Source organism: Actinoplanes sandaracinus (assembly GCF_030009775.1).
In the GTDB taxonomy this organism is placed as follows: domain Bacteria; phylum Actinomycetota; class Actinomycetes; order Mycobacteriales; family Micromonosporaceae; genus Actinoplanes; species Actinoplanes sandaracinus.
Window position 1 is genome coordinate 82,773 of sequence record NZ_JASCTH010000039.1, and the last position, 16,003, is coordinate 98,775.

General features: G+C 71.2%; 16 protein-coding genes. 14 read left to right on the forward strand and 2 right to left on the reverse strand.

The annotated features are described in order from the left end of the window. Positions 1–11: 11 nt before the first annotated feature. The 4 genes from QLQ12_RS41165 (at position 12) to QLQ12_RS41180 (ending at position 3,862) form a co-directional block, all read left to right on the forward strand. On the forward strand, positions 12–1,247 hold the full coding sequence (locus QLQ12_RS41165; protein ID WP_282766477.1) for an ABC transporter permease: 1,236 nt from the start codon (positions 12–14) through the stop codon (positions 1,245–1,247). 4 nt (positions 1,248–1,251) lie between these two features. Beyond that, on the forward strand, positions 1,252–1,545 hold the full coding sequence (locus QLQ12_RS41170) for a hypothetical protein (protein WP_282766478.1): 294 nt from the start codon (positions 1,252–1,254) through the stop codon (positions 1,543–1,545). 48 nt (positions 1,546–1,593) lie between these two features. Beyond that, on the forward strand, positions 1,594–2,085 hold the full coding sequence (locus QLQ12_RS41175) for a hypothetical protein (protein ID WP_282766479.1): 492 nt from the start codon (positions 1,594–1,596) through the stop codon (positions 2,083–2,085). 118 nt (positions 2,086–2,203) lie between these two features. Further along, a complete protein-coding gene (locus tag QLQ12_RS41180) occupies positions 2,204–3,862 on the forward strand; it encodes a hypothetical protein (RefSeq protein ID WP_282766480.1) in 1,659 nt (552 codons plus the stop codon). Positions 3,863–3,867: 5 nt separating this feature from the next. Here the strand turns inward: QLQ12_RS41180 and QLQ12_RS41185 are convergent, their stop codons facing one another. Both QLQ12_RS41185 and QLQ12_RS41190 read right to left on the reverse strand, forming a co-directional pair. After that, positions 3,868–4,992 (reverse strand): NADH-quinone oxidoreductase subunit D, encoded by a 1,125-nt coding sequence (locus QLQ12_RS41185; protein ID WP_282766494.1) that lies wholly within the window; start codon positions 4,990–4,992, stop codon positions 3,868–3,870. A gap of 109 nt (positions 4,993–5,101) precedes the next feature. Further along, positions 5,102–6,073, reverse strand: coding sequence for an SAM-dependent methyltransferase (locus QLQ12_RS41190; RefSeq protein ID WP_282766481.1), 972 nt, complete (start codon positions 6,071–6,073; stop codon positions 5,102–5,104). Between the two features lie 447 nt (positions 6,074–6,520). On the opposite strand from QLQ12_RS41190, the gene QLQ12_RS41195 reads away from it, so the two are divergent. The 10 genes from QLQ12_RS41195 to QLQ12_RS41240 form a co-directional block, all read left to right on the forward strand. Beyond that, entirely contained in the window at positions 6,521–7,579 is a 1,059-nt protein-coding gene (locus QLQ12_RS41195; RefSeq protein WP_282766482.1) for a Rossmann-like and DUF2520 domain-containing protein, read from the forward strand. Then, complete coding sequence (gene panC, locus QLQ12_RS41200; protein WP_282766483.1) at positions 7,576–8,409, forward strand: pantoate--beta-alanine ligase; 834 nt, start codon at positions 7,576–7,578, stop codon at positions 8,407–8,409. Before QLQ12_RS41195 ends, panC begins: the two co-directional genes overlap by 4 nt. Then, positions 8,409–8,837: an aspartate 1-decarboxylase gene (gene panD, locus QLQ12_RS41205; RefSeq protein ID WP_282766484.1), complete on the forward strand. Its 429-nt coding sequence runs from the start codon at positions 8,409–8,411 to the stop codon at positions 8,835–8,837. The genes panC and panD overlap by 1 nt, the downstream gene beginning before the upstream one ends. Positions 8,838–8,928: 91 nt before the next feature. Next, on the forward strand, positions 8,929–9,849 hold the full coding sequence (locus tag QLQ12_RS41210) for a septum formation family protein (RefSeq protein WP_282766485.1): 921 nt from the start codon (positions 8,929–8,931) through the stop codon (positions 9,847–9,849). A 62-nt stretch (positions 9,850–9,911) separates the two neighbouring features. Then, positions 9,912–11,597 (forward strand): L-aspartate oxidase, encoded by a 1,686-nt coding sequence (locus QLQ12_RS41215; RefSeq protein WP_282766486.1) that lies wholly within the window; start codon positions 9,912–9,914, stop codon positions 11,595–11,597. A 59-nt stretch (positions 11,598–11,656) separates the two neighbouring features. After that, the gene (nadC, locus tag QLQ12_RS41220; protein WP_282766495.1) at positions 11,657–12,514 is read left to right on the forward strand and encodes a carboxylating nicotinate-nucleotide diphosphorylase; all 858 of its coding nucleotides are present in this window, start codon (positions 11,657–11,659) and stop codon (positions 12,512–12,514) included. Positions 12,515–12,654: 140 nt separating this feature from the next. Then, positions 12,655–13,413 carry a type III pantothenate kinase gene (locus tag QLQ12_RS41225; RefSeq protein ID WP_282766487.1) on the forward strand — a complete coding sequence of 253 codons (759 nt, stop codon included), beginning with the start codon at positions 12,655–12,657 and terminating at the stop codon, positions 13,411–13,413. A 52-nt stretch (positions 13,414–13,465) separates the two neighbouring features. Next, positions 13,466–14,974, forward strand: a complete 1,509-nt coding sequence (lysS, locus tag QLQ12_RS41230) for a lysine--tRNA ligase (protein ID WP_282766488.1) — start codon at positions 13,466–13,468, stop codon at positions 14,972–14,974. A gap of 104 nt (positions 14,975–15,078) precedes the next feature. Next, positions 15,079–15,435: a histone-like nucleoid-structuring protein Lsr2 gene (locus QLQ12_RS41235; RefSeq protein ID WP_282766489.1), complete on the forward strand. Its 357-nt coding sequence runs from the start codon at positions 15,079–15,081 to the stop codon at positions 15,433–15,435. Between the two features lie 411 nt (positions 15,436–15,846). Further along, on the forward strand, positions 15,847–16,003 hold a 157-nt coding region (locus QLQ12_RS41240; protein WP_282765048.1), incomplete at its 3' end, for a Clp protease N-terminal domain-containing protein.

The following is a 16,003-nucleotide window of genomic DNA, read 5'->3' on the forward strand; positions in this document are numbered from 1 at the left end:
AGGCGCGGACCATGGCGTACGACGAGACCACCTTCCGCCGGCCCGGTGACGAGAAGACCGACACCGACCCGGCCGCCTACCGGCGCCGAGTTCAGTACGACGACACCGCCGGCACCACGCTCGACCAGTCCCTGCGCGCCCCGGTGGCCGCCACCGGCGCTGGTCCGGCGGTGGAGGAGGACGGGCGCGACCGGCTCGGCATCCACCTCGGCTGGGAGGTCATGCTGCTGGTCGCCGCGGCGGTCATCGGTTTCCTCCTGCAGCGTGAGGACTCCGGCGCCCTCCAGCGCCCGGCCCTCGACGCCCTGCTCGTCACCGGCGCCGCGATCGGCCTCCTCACCCTCGGCGCCGGACTGACCCTGCGCGCCGGTGTGCCGAACCTGGCGCTCGGCCCGATCGCCCTGGCCGCGGCCCTGCAGTTCGCCGAGAACGGCGACAAGGGCCTGGCCCAGGCCGTGGTCCCGGCACTGATCATCGCCGCCGCGGGCGGGCTCGCGGTCGGCCTGCTGGTGACCGTGCTGCACGTTCCCGGCTGGGCCGCGACCCTGGCCGCCGCCCTCGGCGTCATCGTCTTCGTCCAGTTGCGTCCCGGGCCGGTCGACGTGCAAGGCGACTGGGACCCGACGGGCCAGGCGTTCGTGCTGTTCGGCGCCTTCGCGGGACTGGCCGTGCTGGGCGGGGCGATCGGCGCGATCGGCCCGGTGCGGCGCTTCGTCGGCCGCATGCGTTCGCCCGGCGACCCGGCCCAGCGGCGCGGTGTCGCCGCCGCGGTCCCCGTCATGCTCTCCCTGGTCCTGTCGTCGTTGTTCGCGACCGTCGCCGGGGTGCTGATCGCCGCCCAGGCGGACGGCCCGATCGCGCCGGAGACCGGCCTCGAGTGGACCGGCATCGCCATCGGCCTGGCCCTGCTCGCCGGCACCAGCGCGTACGGGCGGCGCGGCGGCATCTTCGGCACCCTGTTCGCCGTGACCGCGCTGACCCTGTTCCTGCGGTACCAGGACCTCCGCGACCTCGACATCGCCCTGTTCGCGATCGCCGCGAGCCTGTTCGTCGCCGGCCTGGTCGTGACCCGCGTCGTCGAGGCGGTGGGTAGCCCCTACACGGCCCAGCCCGGCGAGGAGTGGAACGCCGCACCGTCCGGCGGCGCGACCTGGTCGCCGACCCTGCCGGAGACCTGGAACACCCCCGCCACCCCGGCGCCGCGCAGCGACCGTTGGGACGAGGGTCCGTGGGGCGCAACCCGCTGAACGTATGATTTCGTTCATGACCTCGCCCAGCTTCGCCGAACTGGACGCCCTGCCCACCGAGACGCTGCGGGAGCAGGCCTTCGCCAAGGCACGGTCCCAGCACGACGTCCGCTTCTTCTGGTCGGTGCTGCGGCACCTGCCCGACGCCGGCGACGCCGCCTCCCTGGACGGCGCGCCCCACTCGATCGGCCCGACCGTGGACGAGGCGGTCGCCCTGTGGCGTGAATTCGAGGGCCACGACCTCGGCGCTCAGGAACCACTGCTGCGGGCCGCCTTCATCGACTACCTGAGCAGGTAACGACGCTCGTCGTTTGAAACGGAGGCCCCGCAGGGAACCTGGCGGGGCATGGCTCTCGGTAACCGTTACAAGACCGCACCGGGCGCGGGCACGCTCGCCGCGCTGATACTCGTCCTGGTCTTCGGCAGTCCGTGGTACTCGGACTGGGTCCAGGCGAACACGAATCCCGACACGGCCGGAGGCTGGTGGCTGCGGCTGCTGGCCTGGCCGCGCTGGAGCTTCGACACCGACGACTCGCTACGCGACGTGGTCGTCGGCGACCTCAAGGCGATCCTGCTGGTCGTCCTGACCCTGATCTTCCTCTATCTCCTGCCCGGCTCGCAGCTGGCCCGGGCCCGCGGCACGATCAGCCAGTTCCTCGCCGGCTGGGGCGCCTACATCTTCGCCGGTGCGTTCGCGGCGCTCCTGGCCACCCTCTTCCTGACCAACCCGTCGCTGCTGGGCGCCTTCAACGCGGCCGGCTCCGGCGCCGGGTACGGCTTCTTCGCGGGCTGGATCGTCGGCCTGGCTTCCCTCGGCGGCCGGCGCGGCACCCGCTGACAACCCTCGGGCGGCCGTCTTACGCGGCCGCCCGAAAATACTCCCGGATTCCGGCCGAACGTGCCGTCCCACGCTCGGCGGTTTTATCGCGGGCGTGCTCTCGGTAACATCTGCGCCCATGCCAGATCGGGAACCCCAAGCGGGACACAGCGCGCGACTGCTCCGTGGCCTCGTCTGGGCAGGCGTGGTCCTCGCCCCGATCGCGGCCGCTGTCGTGTTGATCGGCGGAAACTCCAACACGGTCCGCTTCGCGGTGCTGCTGATCGCGGTGAGCGTGGTGCTCATCGGCGCGTCGGTGCTGATCCGCAGCGATCCGGTGCTGCTGCGGATGGACGTGGAGGACCGGGTCGCCGAGGAGGTCGAATCGCTGCGCCGGCAACTGCGGGCCGAGTTCACGAGCGCCGCACCTGCCGCCGCACCTGCCGCCGCACCTGCCGCCGCACCTGCCGGCGCACCGGCGGCCGCGCCCGAGATCGAGGCACGGCCACCGCTGCCGCCGCGTGTGCCGGGCGGACGGGCCCAGGTCGGCGCCCCCGTGGGTGTGCCGCCGGAGCCGGCGCAGGCTCCAGCCTATGGCGGTGGGTTCCCACCCGAGGCTGAGTACGCCCCCCAGCCCGCCTTCGCGCCCCAGCAGGAGTTCGTGGACCGGCCCCCGTTCGCGAACCGGCCACAGTTCGTGCACCAGCCCGATTTCGTGCCTCAGCCGGACTTCGTGGCCCAGCCCGATTTCGTGGCCCCGCCCGACTTCGTGCCTCAGCCGGACTTCGCCGACCGCCCGCAGTTCGTGCACCAGCCGGTGGCCCCCGCGGTCTACGGCGGGCAGGCGGACTTCGACGGCGGCTACGCCGAGGCCGAGCAAGGGTACGGCTACGACGAGGCCGGCTACGAGGAGCACGGCTACGACGAGTCCGGTTACGGATACGACGATCAGACGGCCGGATACCAGGACGACAACGGGTATCAGGACGAGAGCTACCAGGACGAGAGCTACCAGCAGGAGGTCCCGGTCCGGGCCAACGGTGGCCGCGCCTCGGTGCCCGGCATCATCCAGCCGGTCTCCCCGGCCCAGTCCCAGGGGCTGCCGCCTCAAGGGATGCAGTCTCCAGGGATGCCGGCCCAGGGCAGCGTGCCCGCCGGCCGCGCGACCGCCGCGGTCCCGGCCCCCGGAGCCGTCCCCGCGGTGCGCGCTTCCGCAGCCGCGGCCGTTCCGATGGGCGCCGCCGTCCCGATGATGGCCGCCGCCGTTCCGATGGCTGCCGCTGCCGTCCCGATGATGGCCGCCGCCGTTCCGATGGCCGCCGCCGTTCCGGTGGGGCACGCGGGTGCTCCGATGACACCGCAGGGAGTCCTGCCCCCGTCCCGCCCCCGCGCCGCGGCGTCCGTCCCCGGCGCCATGCCGCCCCCGCCCGGCCAGAACGGCATGATCGCCGCCCCAGGGCCCAACGGCATGATCGCCCGCCCCGGGCCCAACGGCATGATGGCGCCGCCTCCCCCGCCCCGCGCCGCCGTCCGTCCCGGCCCCCAGTACGGCCGTCCCGACAACCCGGACGGCGATTTCGGCGCCGCGAACGGCTACGCCGGAGCCGACGACTACACCGGGCCGAACGACTACAACGGGTCGAACGACTACAACGGGCCGGACGAATACAACGAGCCCACCGAAGGCTCCGCCGACTACAAGGCCCGCCGGCACCGCCCGTCCGCGAACGACACCAACGTCGGCACGCTCGCCGACTTCGCCAACTACCCCGGTTACAGCGCGCAGGAGAACTGGTAGACGGCCTACTTGTCGATGTCCCCGACGACGAAGAACATCGAGCCGAGGATCGCGATCAGATCAGGGACCAGGCAGCCCGGGATCAGGGTGGCCAGCGCCTGCACATTGGCATAGGACGCGGTGCGCAGCTTGAGCCGCCACGGCGTCTTCTCGCCCCGGGAGACCAGGTAGTACCCGTTCACGCCGAGCGGGTTCTCGGTCCAGGCGTAGGTGTGCCCCTCCGGCGCCTTGACCACCTTGGGCAGCCGCACGTTGACCGGCCCGCCGGTCCGGTCCACCCGGTCCAGGCACTCCTCGATCAGGTCGAGTGACACGAACACCTGCTCCAGGAGCACCTCGAAGCGGGCGTGGCAGTCGCCCGCCGTCCGGGTCACCACCGGCACGTCGAGCTGGTCATAGAAGAGGTAGGGCTCGTCCCGGCGTACATCGAAATCCAGACCGCTCGCCCGGGCGACCGGCCCGGACGCGCCGTAGGCGGCCGCGTCGGCGGCGCTGAGCACGCCGACGCCGACCGTACGCGCCATGAAGATGTCGTTCCTGCGGATGATGTTGTCGATGTCCGGCATCCGCCGCCGGACCGCGGCGACCGCCTGCCGGGCCCGTTTCGTCCAGCCGGCCGGGATCTCCTCCTTCAGGCCGCCGACCCGGTTGAACATGTAGTGGATCCGGCCGCCGGAGACCTCCTCCATCACCGCCTGGAGCGTCTCCCGCTCGCGGAAGGCGTAGAACATCGGCGTGATCGCGCCGATCTCCAGCGGGTACGAGCCGAGGAACATCAGGTGGTTGAGCACCCGGTTCAGCTCGGCCAGGGCCATCCGCAGCCAGGTCGCGCGCTCCGGCACCTCGATGCCCATCAGCCGCTCGACGGCGAGGACCACACCCAGCTCGTTGGAGAACGCGGACAGCCAGTCGTGCCGGTTCGCCAGCATGATGATCTGCCGGTAGTCACGCACTTCGAACAGTTTCTCGGCGCCGCGATGCATGTAGCCGACGATCGGCTCGCAGGCGATGACCTTCTCACCGTCGAGGGTGAGCTTGAGGCGGAGCACTCCGTGCGTGGAGGGATGCTGCGGCCCGATGTTGAGAACCATGTCGGCCGTGTCCAGCCCGGCCCCGGTCCCGACCGTCATCTCCCGCAGCGAGTCAGTCACCCCCGCATCGTCCCACGCGCGCCGCTCGATGCTCACCCTGGAGACGGCCCGTCGAGCACGGGCTCGGCCCGTCACGCGGGGAGCGGCCTCAGATCAGCGGGACGTCGACGCCGACGGTGTGCCACAACCACCAGTGCCCGCCCAGCCCGGCCGGGTCGATCAGTTCGGCAGCCGCCCCGGCCGCGGAGAGCGCCCGCAGGTAGCCCGCCGGATCGGTGCGGGCCGTCTCCAGCGGCGGCCGCGAGCCGTCCACCCCCAGCGCCCGCAGCGCCTCCCGCTGCCGGACCATCCGATGGGGAACGCCGGCCGCCGCCGCCACCGAGTCCATCGCCACGTGCGCGGTGACGTCGCAGGTCCCGTCCGGCACCGGCATCACCTGCCGCCCCTGCCGGAACCCGGTCAGCGTCCCGAACGCGGGCCGCTCCGCCTTCACATGCCCGTAGTCGACACAGAGCGCGGCACCCCGGCGAACCGATCCGACCGCGTCGGCCCAGGCGGCGTCCCGAGGCCATCCGATCTCGATCCGCCCCGGCCCCGGCCACCATCGGCTTGTCCAGAAAAGATCAGCCGGATCGGCCGACGCCCCCCACGTTTCCGACCCGGTGGCCCGGTCCACGAGTACCTTCCGCAGGCACCCGTCCCCGTCCGTCTCCACGACATCGAGCGGAACGTTGTCCAGCCACTCGGTCGCGACCAGCAGGCCGGTCAGGTTCTCCGGCACGTCCCGTCGCCAGTGCACCGCCGGATCCAGCCCGCCCGGCCTGGCCGCGACCTCGACCGCGGTGGCCCGAACCCGCCCCGCCAACTCCTCCGGAAGCATCGCCAGCAGCGCGGTGATCAGCTCCCCGCGCCCGGCGCCCACATCCACCAGATCGAACGTGTCCGGATGCCCGAGCGCCGCGTCCACTCGCCCGATCAACCGCAGGAGTGCTCCGGCAAACAGCGGCGACGCATGAACACTGGTCCGGAAGTGATCAGCCGGGCCGTCGTGCTTCCGCATGAAGAAGCCGTCGCTGCCGTACAGCGCCGCCTGCATGGCCAGCCGCCACCCGATCACCATCCCGCCACCCTAGGCCGCCCACCACTCACCGCCCGCCGCCGCTCACCGCCCGCCGCCAGAAACCCCGAAACACTCAAACCCCAGACCCTTCTCCGGTACGCCGTCGGCCGTCCCCACCGCACCCACCCGTCCCGTGGCAGTCCGCGCGAGGCCCGCCGTGCTCCCGCACACCCCGCGACCACCGGGCTTATGCGGTGGCCACCGACGCGGCGTCCGCCCACCTCGGCGTCACCCCGCCGTCCCGCCCGCTGGCGTGGCACGGCTACGACTGGGGGCTCAGGCGGTGGGGGTGGTGGCCGATCGAGGAGGGGTGCGTGGCACGCGGCTCCACATCGGTGTCGATGGGGGCGTGGCGGTGCGGTAATTCACACATGGTTGCTACGAGCGTGTTTCGGCGGCGCATACTTTCGCTCGACCGGTACCCCGACATGAGGACTGGATCCACGGATGAACGCTTTGACGATCGGCGTCATCGGCGCAGGCCGGGTCGGTGCTGTGCTGGGCGCCGCGCTGAACGCTGCCGGGCACCGGGTGGTCGCCGCCGCTGCCGTCTCCGCCGCCTCCCGTGAGCGGGCGGCACGCCTGCTCCCGGACGCCGCTGTCCTTCCGGCTGACGAGGTGGCCCGGGCGGCCATCGATCTGCTGCTGCTCGCCGTGCCGGACGACACTCTGGCCGCGGTGGTCGCCGGACTCGACCGGACCGGCGCGCTGCGGGCCGGGCAGGTGGTGGCGCACACCTCAGGGGCTCATGGACTGGCCGTACTGGGCGATGTGAACGGCATGGCCCTGCATCCCGCGATGACGTTCACCGGGGCGGACTCCGACCTGGACCGGCTGCCGGGCATCGCCTGGGGGGTGACCGCGCCGGACCGGGTGTTCGCGACCCGGCTCGTCGCCGACCTCGGCGGGGTGCCGGAGTGGATCGCCGAGGAGTCCCGGCCGGTCTACCACGCGGCCCTGGCGCACGGCGCGAACCACCTGGTCACGCTGGTCAACGAGGCCGCCGACGTGCTGCGGGCCGCCGGGGTCGGTGAGCCGGGCCGGGTGCTGGCCCCGTTGCTGACCGCCGCGCTGGACAACGCGCTGCGGATGGGCGACGCCGCCCTGACCGGCCCGGTGTCCCGCGGTGACGCCGGCACGGTCGCCAAACACCTGGACCGGATGCCGGCCGACGCGGTGCCTGCGTATCTGGCGATGGCCCGGCGCACCGCGGACCGGGCGATCGCCTCCGGCCGTCTGCGCCCGCACGACGCCACCGCCCTGCTCGACGTGCTGGCCCAGGCCGCCGAGAACGGCACCGAGAACCTGGTCGGCGGGAGCAATGCCGCCGTGACCAGTGCCGCCGTGACCAGTGCCACCATGAGCAGTGTCACCGGGAGCCGGGTTGCGGAGAGTCTGGTGGCCGGGCAGCGGGGCGGGGACAGTCCGGCGGCCGCGGAGCGGGCCGCCGGCGACATCACTCAGAGCGCCGCGAGCCGGCGGAACACTGTCGGGAGCAACGCGTGACCGTTCTGGTGCACACCCGCGCCGACCTGGCGTCCGCCCTGCACGCCGTCCCGGGTGAGATCGCCGTCGTGATGACCATGGGCGCGCTGCACGAGGGCCACCGGCAGCTGATGCGAGTGGCCCGGGAGCGCGCGGCGTTCGTCGTGGTCACCGTCTTCGTGAACCCGCTGCAGTTCGGGCCGGGCGAGGACTACGAGAAGTACCCCCGCACTCTTGAGGACGACGTGGCGGCCTGCCGCGCGGAGGGCGCCGACCTGGTCTTCGCGCCGGCGCGGGACGACGTCTATCCGCACGGGGCGCCGTCGGTCACCATGCATCCGGGCGCGCTCGGCGAGATCCTGGAGGGCGCGAGCCGTCCGGGCCACTTCTCGGGGATGCTCACGGTCGTGGAGAAGCTGCTGCTGCTCACCCGGGCCGATGTCGCCTACTTCGGCGAGAAGGACTTCCAGCAGCTGGCGCTGATCCGCCGGATGGCGCGCGACCTGGAGTTGCCGGTCGAGATCGTGGGCGTGCCGACCGTACGCGAAGAGGATGGTCTCGCCCTCTCCAGCCGCAACCGCTATCTCTCGCCGGACCAGCGGAGATCCGCGCTGGCGCTCTCTCGCGCCCTGCGCGAGGGCGCCGCGCACAGCGACCCCGGCGCGGTCCTGGCGGCGGCCCACAAGATCTTGGCCGAGGAGCCGGGCGTACGCCTGGACTATCTCGCCCTGACCGGCGCGGACCTCGGGCCCGCTCCGGACGAGGGCCCGGCGCGGCTGCTGGTGGCCGCCCGGGTCGGCACCACCCGTCTCATCGACAACGTTCCACTGACACTGCTGAAGGGCGCCTGATGCTTCGAACCATGCTCAAGTCGAAGATCCACCGGGCCACCGTGACGCAGGCCGACCTGCACTATGTCGGCTCGGTCACCGTCGACCTCGATCTGCTGGAGGCGGCCGATCTGATCCCCGGTGAGCAGGTGGCGATCGTCGACGTGACGAACGGGGCACGCCTGGAGACCTATGTGATCCCGGGCGAGCGGGGCAGCGGCGTGATCGGCATCAACGGCGCCGCCGCGCATCTGGTGCACCCGGGCGACCTGGTCATCCTGATCTCGTACGGGCAGATGGACTCCGCCGAGGCGCGGTCCTACCAGCCGCGGATCGTGCACGTGGACGCCGACAACCGGATCATCGAGCTGGGCGCGGATCCGGCCGAGGCGGCCGAAGGCATGGCCGGTGACCTGGTACGGGGCGACCTGACGCTGGCCAACGGGTAGCTCTTCCCGCGAATCGCCTCCCGAGCGGCACGTACGCTCATATAGTCGGCAAATCGGATACGGCTGCCGAGGTGCTCGGGAGGCACGGCTCATGCGATTCCGCCTGCGTACCCGATGGGGAGTCACCGCCACGACCGCCGCGCTGTTCGCCGTCGCGGGTTGCGGCGGCGGGGGCGAGGTGGACGGCGATCTCACCAACGACTGGGGCGCGATGGCCCCGGCGACCGGCTTCGTCCCGGTGGCCGGAACGTGCCACCTCTCCACCTTCGCCGTCGCCGGGCCGCGGTCCACCTATGAGGAGGCGGACTGCGGTGTGCCGCACCGCACCGAGACCGTCTTCGTCGGCGAGTACACCGCGCCGGCCGCGGACGGCGCCGAGCCGCCGGCCGGCACCTCCGCCGGCGCCCGGGCCGCCTATCAGACCTGCGACAAGAAGACCACCGAGTACGTCGGTGGCCCGTGGCGGCACGCCCGCCTCTGGATCGGTGTCACCCATCCCTCGCCCGCGGCGTGGGACGGAGGGTCCCGCTGGTTCCGTTGCGAGCTGGTGGAGCTCGACTCGGTCGAGGACGACGGCGCCCTGGTGCAGCGCGCCGGAACCCTGCGTGGCGTGCTCGCCGCCCCGGGCTCCGAGCTCGCGCTGACCTGTTACGCCATCGAGCTGGACGACGCGGGGGCGATCACCACGATGCCGTCCACCGGATGCGACCAGAAGCACAACGGCGAATTCGTCGGGGTCTGGGACGCGCCGGCCAAGGCCTCCTACCCGAAGGGCGACGCCGCCTGGGAGGAGTTCCACACCGGCTGCCGCACCGTGGCCGCGAAGTACGCCGGGGTGCCGGTCGACGGCGACCTCCAGTACCGCATCGGGGTGGTGTCGCTGCCGGGCAACGCCGACGTCTGGGCGCAGGGCGACCACGGGGTGCGCTGTTACCTCTGGCTGGACGGAGCCGAACTGACCGGCTCGCTCAAGGGCAAGGGGACGAAGGACCTTCCGGTCCAGTACAAGTAACGGTGACCACTGATGGTGGCCCCGCCGCGACGCGACCGCAGGGGCGGAGTGTACTGAAACACATGTCACCTCTCGCGGATCTCCCGGCGCTTCCCCGCCGGCTTGCCGCCGCTGAGCCCGGCTGGACCGAGACCACCGACGTCGTGGTGGTCGGCTCCGGCATCGCGGGCCTGACCGCGGCTCTCTACCTGCGGGAACAGGGCCTGCATGTCACCGTCGTGACCAAGGTCAACATTGATGACGGTTCCACCCGGTGGGCGCAGGGCGGCATCGCGGCCGTGCTCGATCCGCTGGACACGCCGCAGGCCCACGCGTACGACACCGAGATCGCCGGGGTCGGTCTCTGCGACCCGGCGGCCGTGCAGGTGCTCGTCGAGGAGGGCCCGGCCCGCATCCGGGAGCTGATCCGCCGGGGCGCCGCGTTCGACCGCAACCCCGACGGCTCGCTGATGCTGACCCGCGAGGGCGGCCACCGCGCCGACCGGATCGTGCACGCCGGCGGTGACGCGACCGGCGCCGAGGTGCAGCGCGCCCTGCACGAGGCGGTCCGCCGCGACCCGTGGATCCGGCTGGTCGAGCACGCGCTCGTCCTCGACCTGCTGCGTGCCGCCGACGGCCGGGCCTGTGGCCTGACTCTGCACGTGCTCGGCGAGGGCAGTGAGGACGGCGTGGGCGCGATCCTGGCCCGGGCCGTGGTGCTGGCCACCGGCGGGATGGGCCAGATCTTCTCGTCCACCACGAACCCGTCGGTCTCCACCGGTGACGGTGTGGCGCTCGCGCTGCGGGCCGGCGCCGAGGTCACCGATGTCGAGTTCGTCCAGTTCCACCCCACGTCGTTCGTCACCGGCGTCAACTCGTCGCCGGGTGACGCCGGTTCCCCGCCGCGGGTCGATCCGGTGCAGCGGCCGCTGATCTCCGAGGCGCTGCGCGGTGAGGGCGCCTACCTGGTCGACGAGGCCGGCGAGCGGTTCATGGTCGGCCGGCACGAGCTGGCCGAGTTGGCCCCGCGCGACGTGGTCGCCAAGGGCATCTACCGGGTGCTGCGGGCCACCGGCGCCGACCACGTCTACCTGGACGCCCGGCACCTCGGCAAGGAGTTCCTGGAGGCCCGCTTCCCGACGATCATGGCCTCCACCCGGGCCGCGGGCGTCGACCCGGCGACCGACCTGATCCCGGTCGCGCCGGCCGCCCACTACGCGTCCGGTGGCGTCCGCACCGACCTGCACGGCCGCACCAGCATTCCCGGGCTGTACGCGTGCGGCGAGGTCGCCTGCACCGGCGTGCACGGCGCCAACCGGCTGGCCAGCAACTCCCTGTTGGAAGGCCTGGTCTTCGCCCGCCGGATCGCCGACGACATCGCCCGTGAGCTGCCCCCACAGGCCGAACCGGCCCGCACCGCGGTCACCGGCTCGTCCTGGGTCGTCGACCCGGCGATCCGCGCCGAGCTGCAGCGCGCGATGACCCGTGGCGCCGGCGTGCTCCGCTCCGCCGACTCGCTCGACACCGCCGCCAAGGAACTGGCCCGGCTGGCCGAGCAGCGGTCCCGGCCGTACACCGAGGCCTGGGAGGTCACCAACTTGCTGACGGTGGCGGCGGCGCTGGTGGCGTCGGCCCGCAGCCGCCGGGAGACGCGTGGCTGTCACTGGCGCGAGGACCACCCGAACGCGGCCGACGAGTGGCGCGGCCACCTGCTCAACGCGGTCAACCCCGATGGTTCGCTGACCCAAGACTTCCAGGAGATGGCGTGACTGTTCCTGACGGTGGAACCCTTTCACCGGGGGAGAACCTTCCCCTTCCGGAGGCCGATGTGGCCGAAGTGGGGCTGGACCTCGGCGAGGTTCAGCGGATCGTGTTCACCGCGCTCGGCGAGGATCTCGGTGATCCGCCGTGCGACGTGACCAGCGAGTCCACCATTCCCGCCGACCAGGTGGACACCGCCGAGCTGGTGGCCCGCGCCGACGGCGTGGTCGCCGGTCTGCTGGTGGCGGCCGAGGTCTTCGCCGTCACGTCAGCCGGGGTGGCCACCTTCCGGGCGACGGTGTCCGACGGCGACCGGGTGCGCCGCGGCGACGTGCTCGCCGTGATCACCGGCCCGACGCGGGCGCTGCTGACCGCCGAGCGCACCGCGCTCAACCTGCTGTGCCGGATGTCCGGTGTCGCCACCCACACCCGCAGGTGGGCCGACCGGTTGGAGGACACCGGCGCCACGGTCCTCGACACCCGTAAGACCACGCCCGGGTTGCGGATGCTGGAGAAGTACGCGGTACGGGCCGGCGGTGGCACCAACAAGCGTATGGGCCTCTACGACGTCGCCATGATCAAGGACAACCACAAGCTGGCCGCGGGCAGCATCACCGCCGCGTACGAGCTGGTCCGGACCACGTTCCCGGACGTGCCGGTGCAGGTCGAGGTGACCACCCTGGCCGAGGCGCGGGAGGCGGTCGAGGCCGGCGCCGGGTTCCTGCTGTGCGACAACATGACGCCCGAGCTGCTCTCCGAGGTGGTGCGGGCGGTCGGGGACCGGGTGGAACTGGAGGCGACCGGCAATCTGACGCTGGAGACGGCGGCCGCCTACGCGGCCACCGGGGTCGACTATCTGTCGGTGGGTGGACTGACTCACTCCTCGCCGATTCTCGACATCGCCATGGACCTCCGGCCCCGCTGACGGGGCCGCCGGCACGCCGGTTTCGGACGAGAGCCGTGGCCGGACCGGACCGCCCTGGCGGGGGTGGGACGGTCCCGGTGATTTCGGGGAGTCGTGGCCGTACAAAATAAGGGTCTTGATTTTGATTCTTAGGGGCGGTCGTGCTGCTTTGCATTGACATCGGTAACACCAACACCGTGCTGGCGACCTTCGACGGCGACAAGCTGGTGCACAACTGGCGGATCAAGACCGATGCCGCGTCGACCGCCGACGAGCTGGGCCTGAAGATCCGTGGCCTGCTCGCCGGGGATGCCGTCGAGGTCACCGGGGTGGCGGCCTGCTCGACCGTGCCCGCCGCGCTGCGCAACCTGCGCACCATGCTCAAGCGCTACTACGGCGAGCTGCCCAATGTGATCGTCGAGCCGGGCGTGAAGACCGGGGTGCAGCTCGCCATCGACAACCCGAAGGAGGTGGGCGCCGACCGGGTGGTCAACACTCTCGCGGCGCACGCGCTCTACGGCGGACCGTCGATCGTGGTCGACTTCGGCACCACCACCAACTTCGACCTGATCAGCGCGAAGGGCGAGTTCCTCGGCGGGGCGTTCGCGCCGGGCATCGAGATCTCGTTCGACGCGCTGGCCGCCCGCGCCGCCCAGCTGCGCAAGGTGGAGCCGACCAGGCCGCGTTCGGTGATCGGCAAGAACACCGTGGAGTGCCTGCAGGCCGGGCTCTACTTCGGTTTCGCCGGCCAGGTGGACCGGATCGTCGAGCGGATGATCGAGGAGATCGGGCCGGTCCGGGCGGTGATCGCGACCGGGGGCCTGGCCTGGCTGGTGAAGGACGAGTGCCAGACCCTCACCGCGCACGAGCCGATGATCACCCTGATCGGCCTGCGGATGGTATATGAGCGGAACGTCTGAACGCCTCTGAGTAGGCTTTCCAGGTCCCAGCACCGGAGAAGGAAGTCTTGCCGTGACCGAGCAGAACACGCCAGCGATCGACCCCGCCGAGGACCTTCCCGAACAGATGCGGGTCCGCCGGTCGAAGCGGGACCGGTTGCTCGCCGAGGGCCTGCCGCCCTATCCGGTCGAGGTCCCGCGGACCGATGAGATCACCGAGATCCGGGCGCGCTACGCGGATCTGCCCACCGACACCGGCTCCGGTGACAAGGTCTCGGTCACCGGCCGGGTGATCTTCGTGCGGAACGGCGGCAAGCTCTGCTTCGCCACCCTGCGGGCCGGTGACGGCGCCGAGCTCCAGGCGATGTTCTCGCTGGACAAGGTGGGCGAGAAGTCGCTGGGCGACTGGAAGAGCCTGGTGGACCTCGGCGATCTGGTCGCGGTCACCGGTGAGGTGATCGCCAGCCGGCGCGGTGAGCTCTCCGTTCTCGCCGATTCCTGGGCGATGAGCGCCAAGGCGCTGCGCCCGCTTCCGGTCGCGCACAAGCCGCTTTCCGAGGAGACCCGGGTCCGGCAGCGTTATGTCGATCTCATCGTCCGGCCGCAGGCGAGGGATGTGGTACGCACCCGTGCGACCGTGGTCCGCAGCTTGCGGGAGTCGCTGTTCCGCCGGAATTATCTCGAAGTGGAAACGCCGATGTTGCAGTTGCTGCACGGCGGCGCGGCGGCCCGGCCGTTTGTGACGCACAGCAACGCGCTCGACACCGATCTTTATCTACGGATCGCCCCGGAACTATTTTTGAAGCGGGCCGTGGTCGGTGGCATCGAGCGGGTCTTCGAGATCAACCGGAACTTCAGGAATGAGGGCATGGACTCCACGCACTCTCCGGAGTTCGCCATGCTCGAGGCGTATCAGGCGTACGCCGACTACAACGTGATGCAGACGCAGGTGCGGGAGTGGATTCAGGAGGCCGCGTCCGCGGTCGCCGGCTCGCACGTGGTCACCCACCAGGACGGCACCGAGGTCGACCTGGGCGGCGAGTGGGCCCAGATCACCCTGTTCGGTGCCATCTCCTCCGCGCTCGGCGAGGAGGTCACCATCGGCACCGACCTCGCCCAGCTCCAGCGGTACGCGGAGAAGGTGCAGCTCTCGGTCGACCCCAAGTGGGGTCCGGGGAAGCTCGCCGAGGAACTCTTCGAGCACCTGGTGACCGACAGCCTGGTCCAGCCGACCTTCGTCCGGGACTTCCCGGAGGAGACCGCCCCGCTGACCGCCCCGCACCGGACCACGCCCGGCCTGACCGAGAAGTGGGATCTCTACGTCGGCGGATTCGAACTGGCCACCGCCTATTCGGAGTTGGTGGACCCGGTGATCCAGCGCGAGCGGTTCCACGCTCAGTCCCTGCTCGCGGCCGGTGGGGACGCCGAGGCGATGCAGCTGGACGAGGATTTCCTGCGGGCCATGGAGTACGGAATGCCGCCGTCCGGGGGCATGGGAATGGGAATCGACCGGCTGTTGATGGCGCTCACCGGCCTCGGCATTCGGGAAACGATCCTCTTCCCGTTGGTCCGCCCGGAGTAGTCGAGCCGCAATTATCCACCCCGCCATTGACGGGCGATGCGCCCGTGGCGTTATTGTCTTCCCATTGCTGGGGAGAGAACCTGTGTTCGGGAGGATAAGGGCGCGTGGCCAAGCAGATCATTCACAAGCTGGTCGATGACATCGACGGTGTTGACGCTGACGAGACCGTGAAGTTTGCGCTCGACGGCATTCAGTACGAGATCGACCTCTCGGAGAAGAACGCCGCGAAATTGCGGGAAGTCTTCGAGCCCTACCTGCAGGCCGGGACGAAGGTCGCCCGGGGCGGCGTTGTGGTGGGTGGCCGAGCGGCTCGGGGTCGTGGCGGAGCGACCGCCGACCGCGAGCAGAACAAGGCGATCCGGGAGTGGGCCAAGAAGTCGGGCAAGGACATCTCCGACCGCGGCCGGATCCCGCAGGAGATCGTGGACGAGTTCCACGCGAAGGGCCCGGGCCGGGGCTAGTCCCGGCGCGGTCACGCCAGAGGGCGTGCCGACCACGTCGGCTGCTGGTTGAGCAGCCGCCATGGTCGGTGCGCCCTCTCTGCGTTTGCCCATCGGCTCCGGCCCGCACTGTTTACGGTTATCCACAGGAGTGGACGGTGTTGTCCACAGCCTGTGGATCAGGAACACAGGTCTGGAGGATCGGCAGGATTTCGCTGAACGCGTACACGTTCGGGTGGGGGAACAGCCGCTGAGCGTGCGAAGTTGGCTAAATCAACGTTGCGGATCGTTTCCAAGGGTCGCGAGGGCCCGGCGGAGCCTCTCAGCGGCGATAGAGTTACAGCACGGGCATCACCGATGCCCGTGCGCTGGCCCCGCCAGCTGTTGAGACAGGCTCAGCATTGGCGCACGGCACGTGAGGAGCACGAGGGCATGTTCGAGCGGTTCACCGACCGAGCGCGACGGGTTGTCGTCCTGGCCCAAGAAGAGGCCCGGATGCTCAACCACAACTACATCGGGACAGAGCACATCCTGCTCGGCCTGATCCACGAGGGCGAGGGCGTCGCCGCCAAGGCTCTGGAGAGCCTGG

Coding starts and splice junctions, on each gene's coding strand:
- QLQ12_RS41185 (WP_282766494.1), bottom strand. CDS start 4,992: ATGACGGTCGGGACCGGGGCCGGGCTGGACACGGCCGACATGGTTCTC.
- panD (WP_282766484.1), top strand. CDS start 8,409: ATGCTTCGAACCATGCTCAAGTCGAAGATCCACCGGGCCACCGTGACG.
- QLQ12_RS41180 (WP_282766480.1), top strand. CDS start 2,204: ATGCCAGATCGGGAACCCCAAGCGGGACACAGCGCGCGACTGCTCCGT.
- QLQ12_RS41215 (WP_282766486.1), top strand. CDS start 9,912: ATGTCACCTCTCGCGGATCTCCCGGCGCTTCCCCGCCGGCTTGCCGCC.
- QLQ12_RS41210 (WP_282766485.1), top strand. CDS start 8,929: ATGCGATTCCGCCTGCGTACCCGATGGGGAGTCACCGCCACGACCGCC.
- QLQ12_RS41195 (WP_282766482.1), top strand. CDS start 6,521: ATGAACGCTTTGACGATCGGCGTCATCGGCGCAGGCCGGGTCGGTGCT.
- QLQ12_RS41170 (WP_282766478.1), top strand. CDS start 1,252: ATGATTTCGTTCATGACCTCGCCCAGCTTCGCCGAACTGGACGCCCTG.
- QLQ12_RS41190 (WP_282766481.1), bottom strand. CDS start 6,073: ATGGTGATCGGGTGGCGGCTGGCCATGCAGGCGGCGCTGTACGGCAGC.
- QLQ12_RS41175 (WP_282766479.1), top strand. CDS start 1,594: ATGGCTCTCGGTAACCGTTACAAGACCGCACCGGGCGCGGGCACGCTC.
- QLQ12_RS41165 (WP_282766477.1), top strand. CDS start 12: ATGGCGTACGACGAGACCACCTTCCGCCGGCCCGGTGACGAGAAGACC.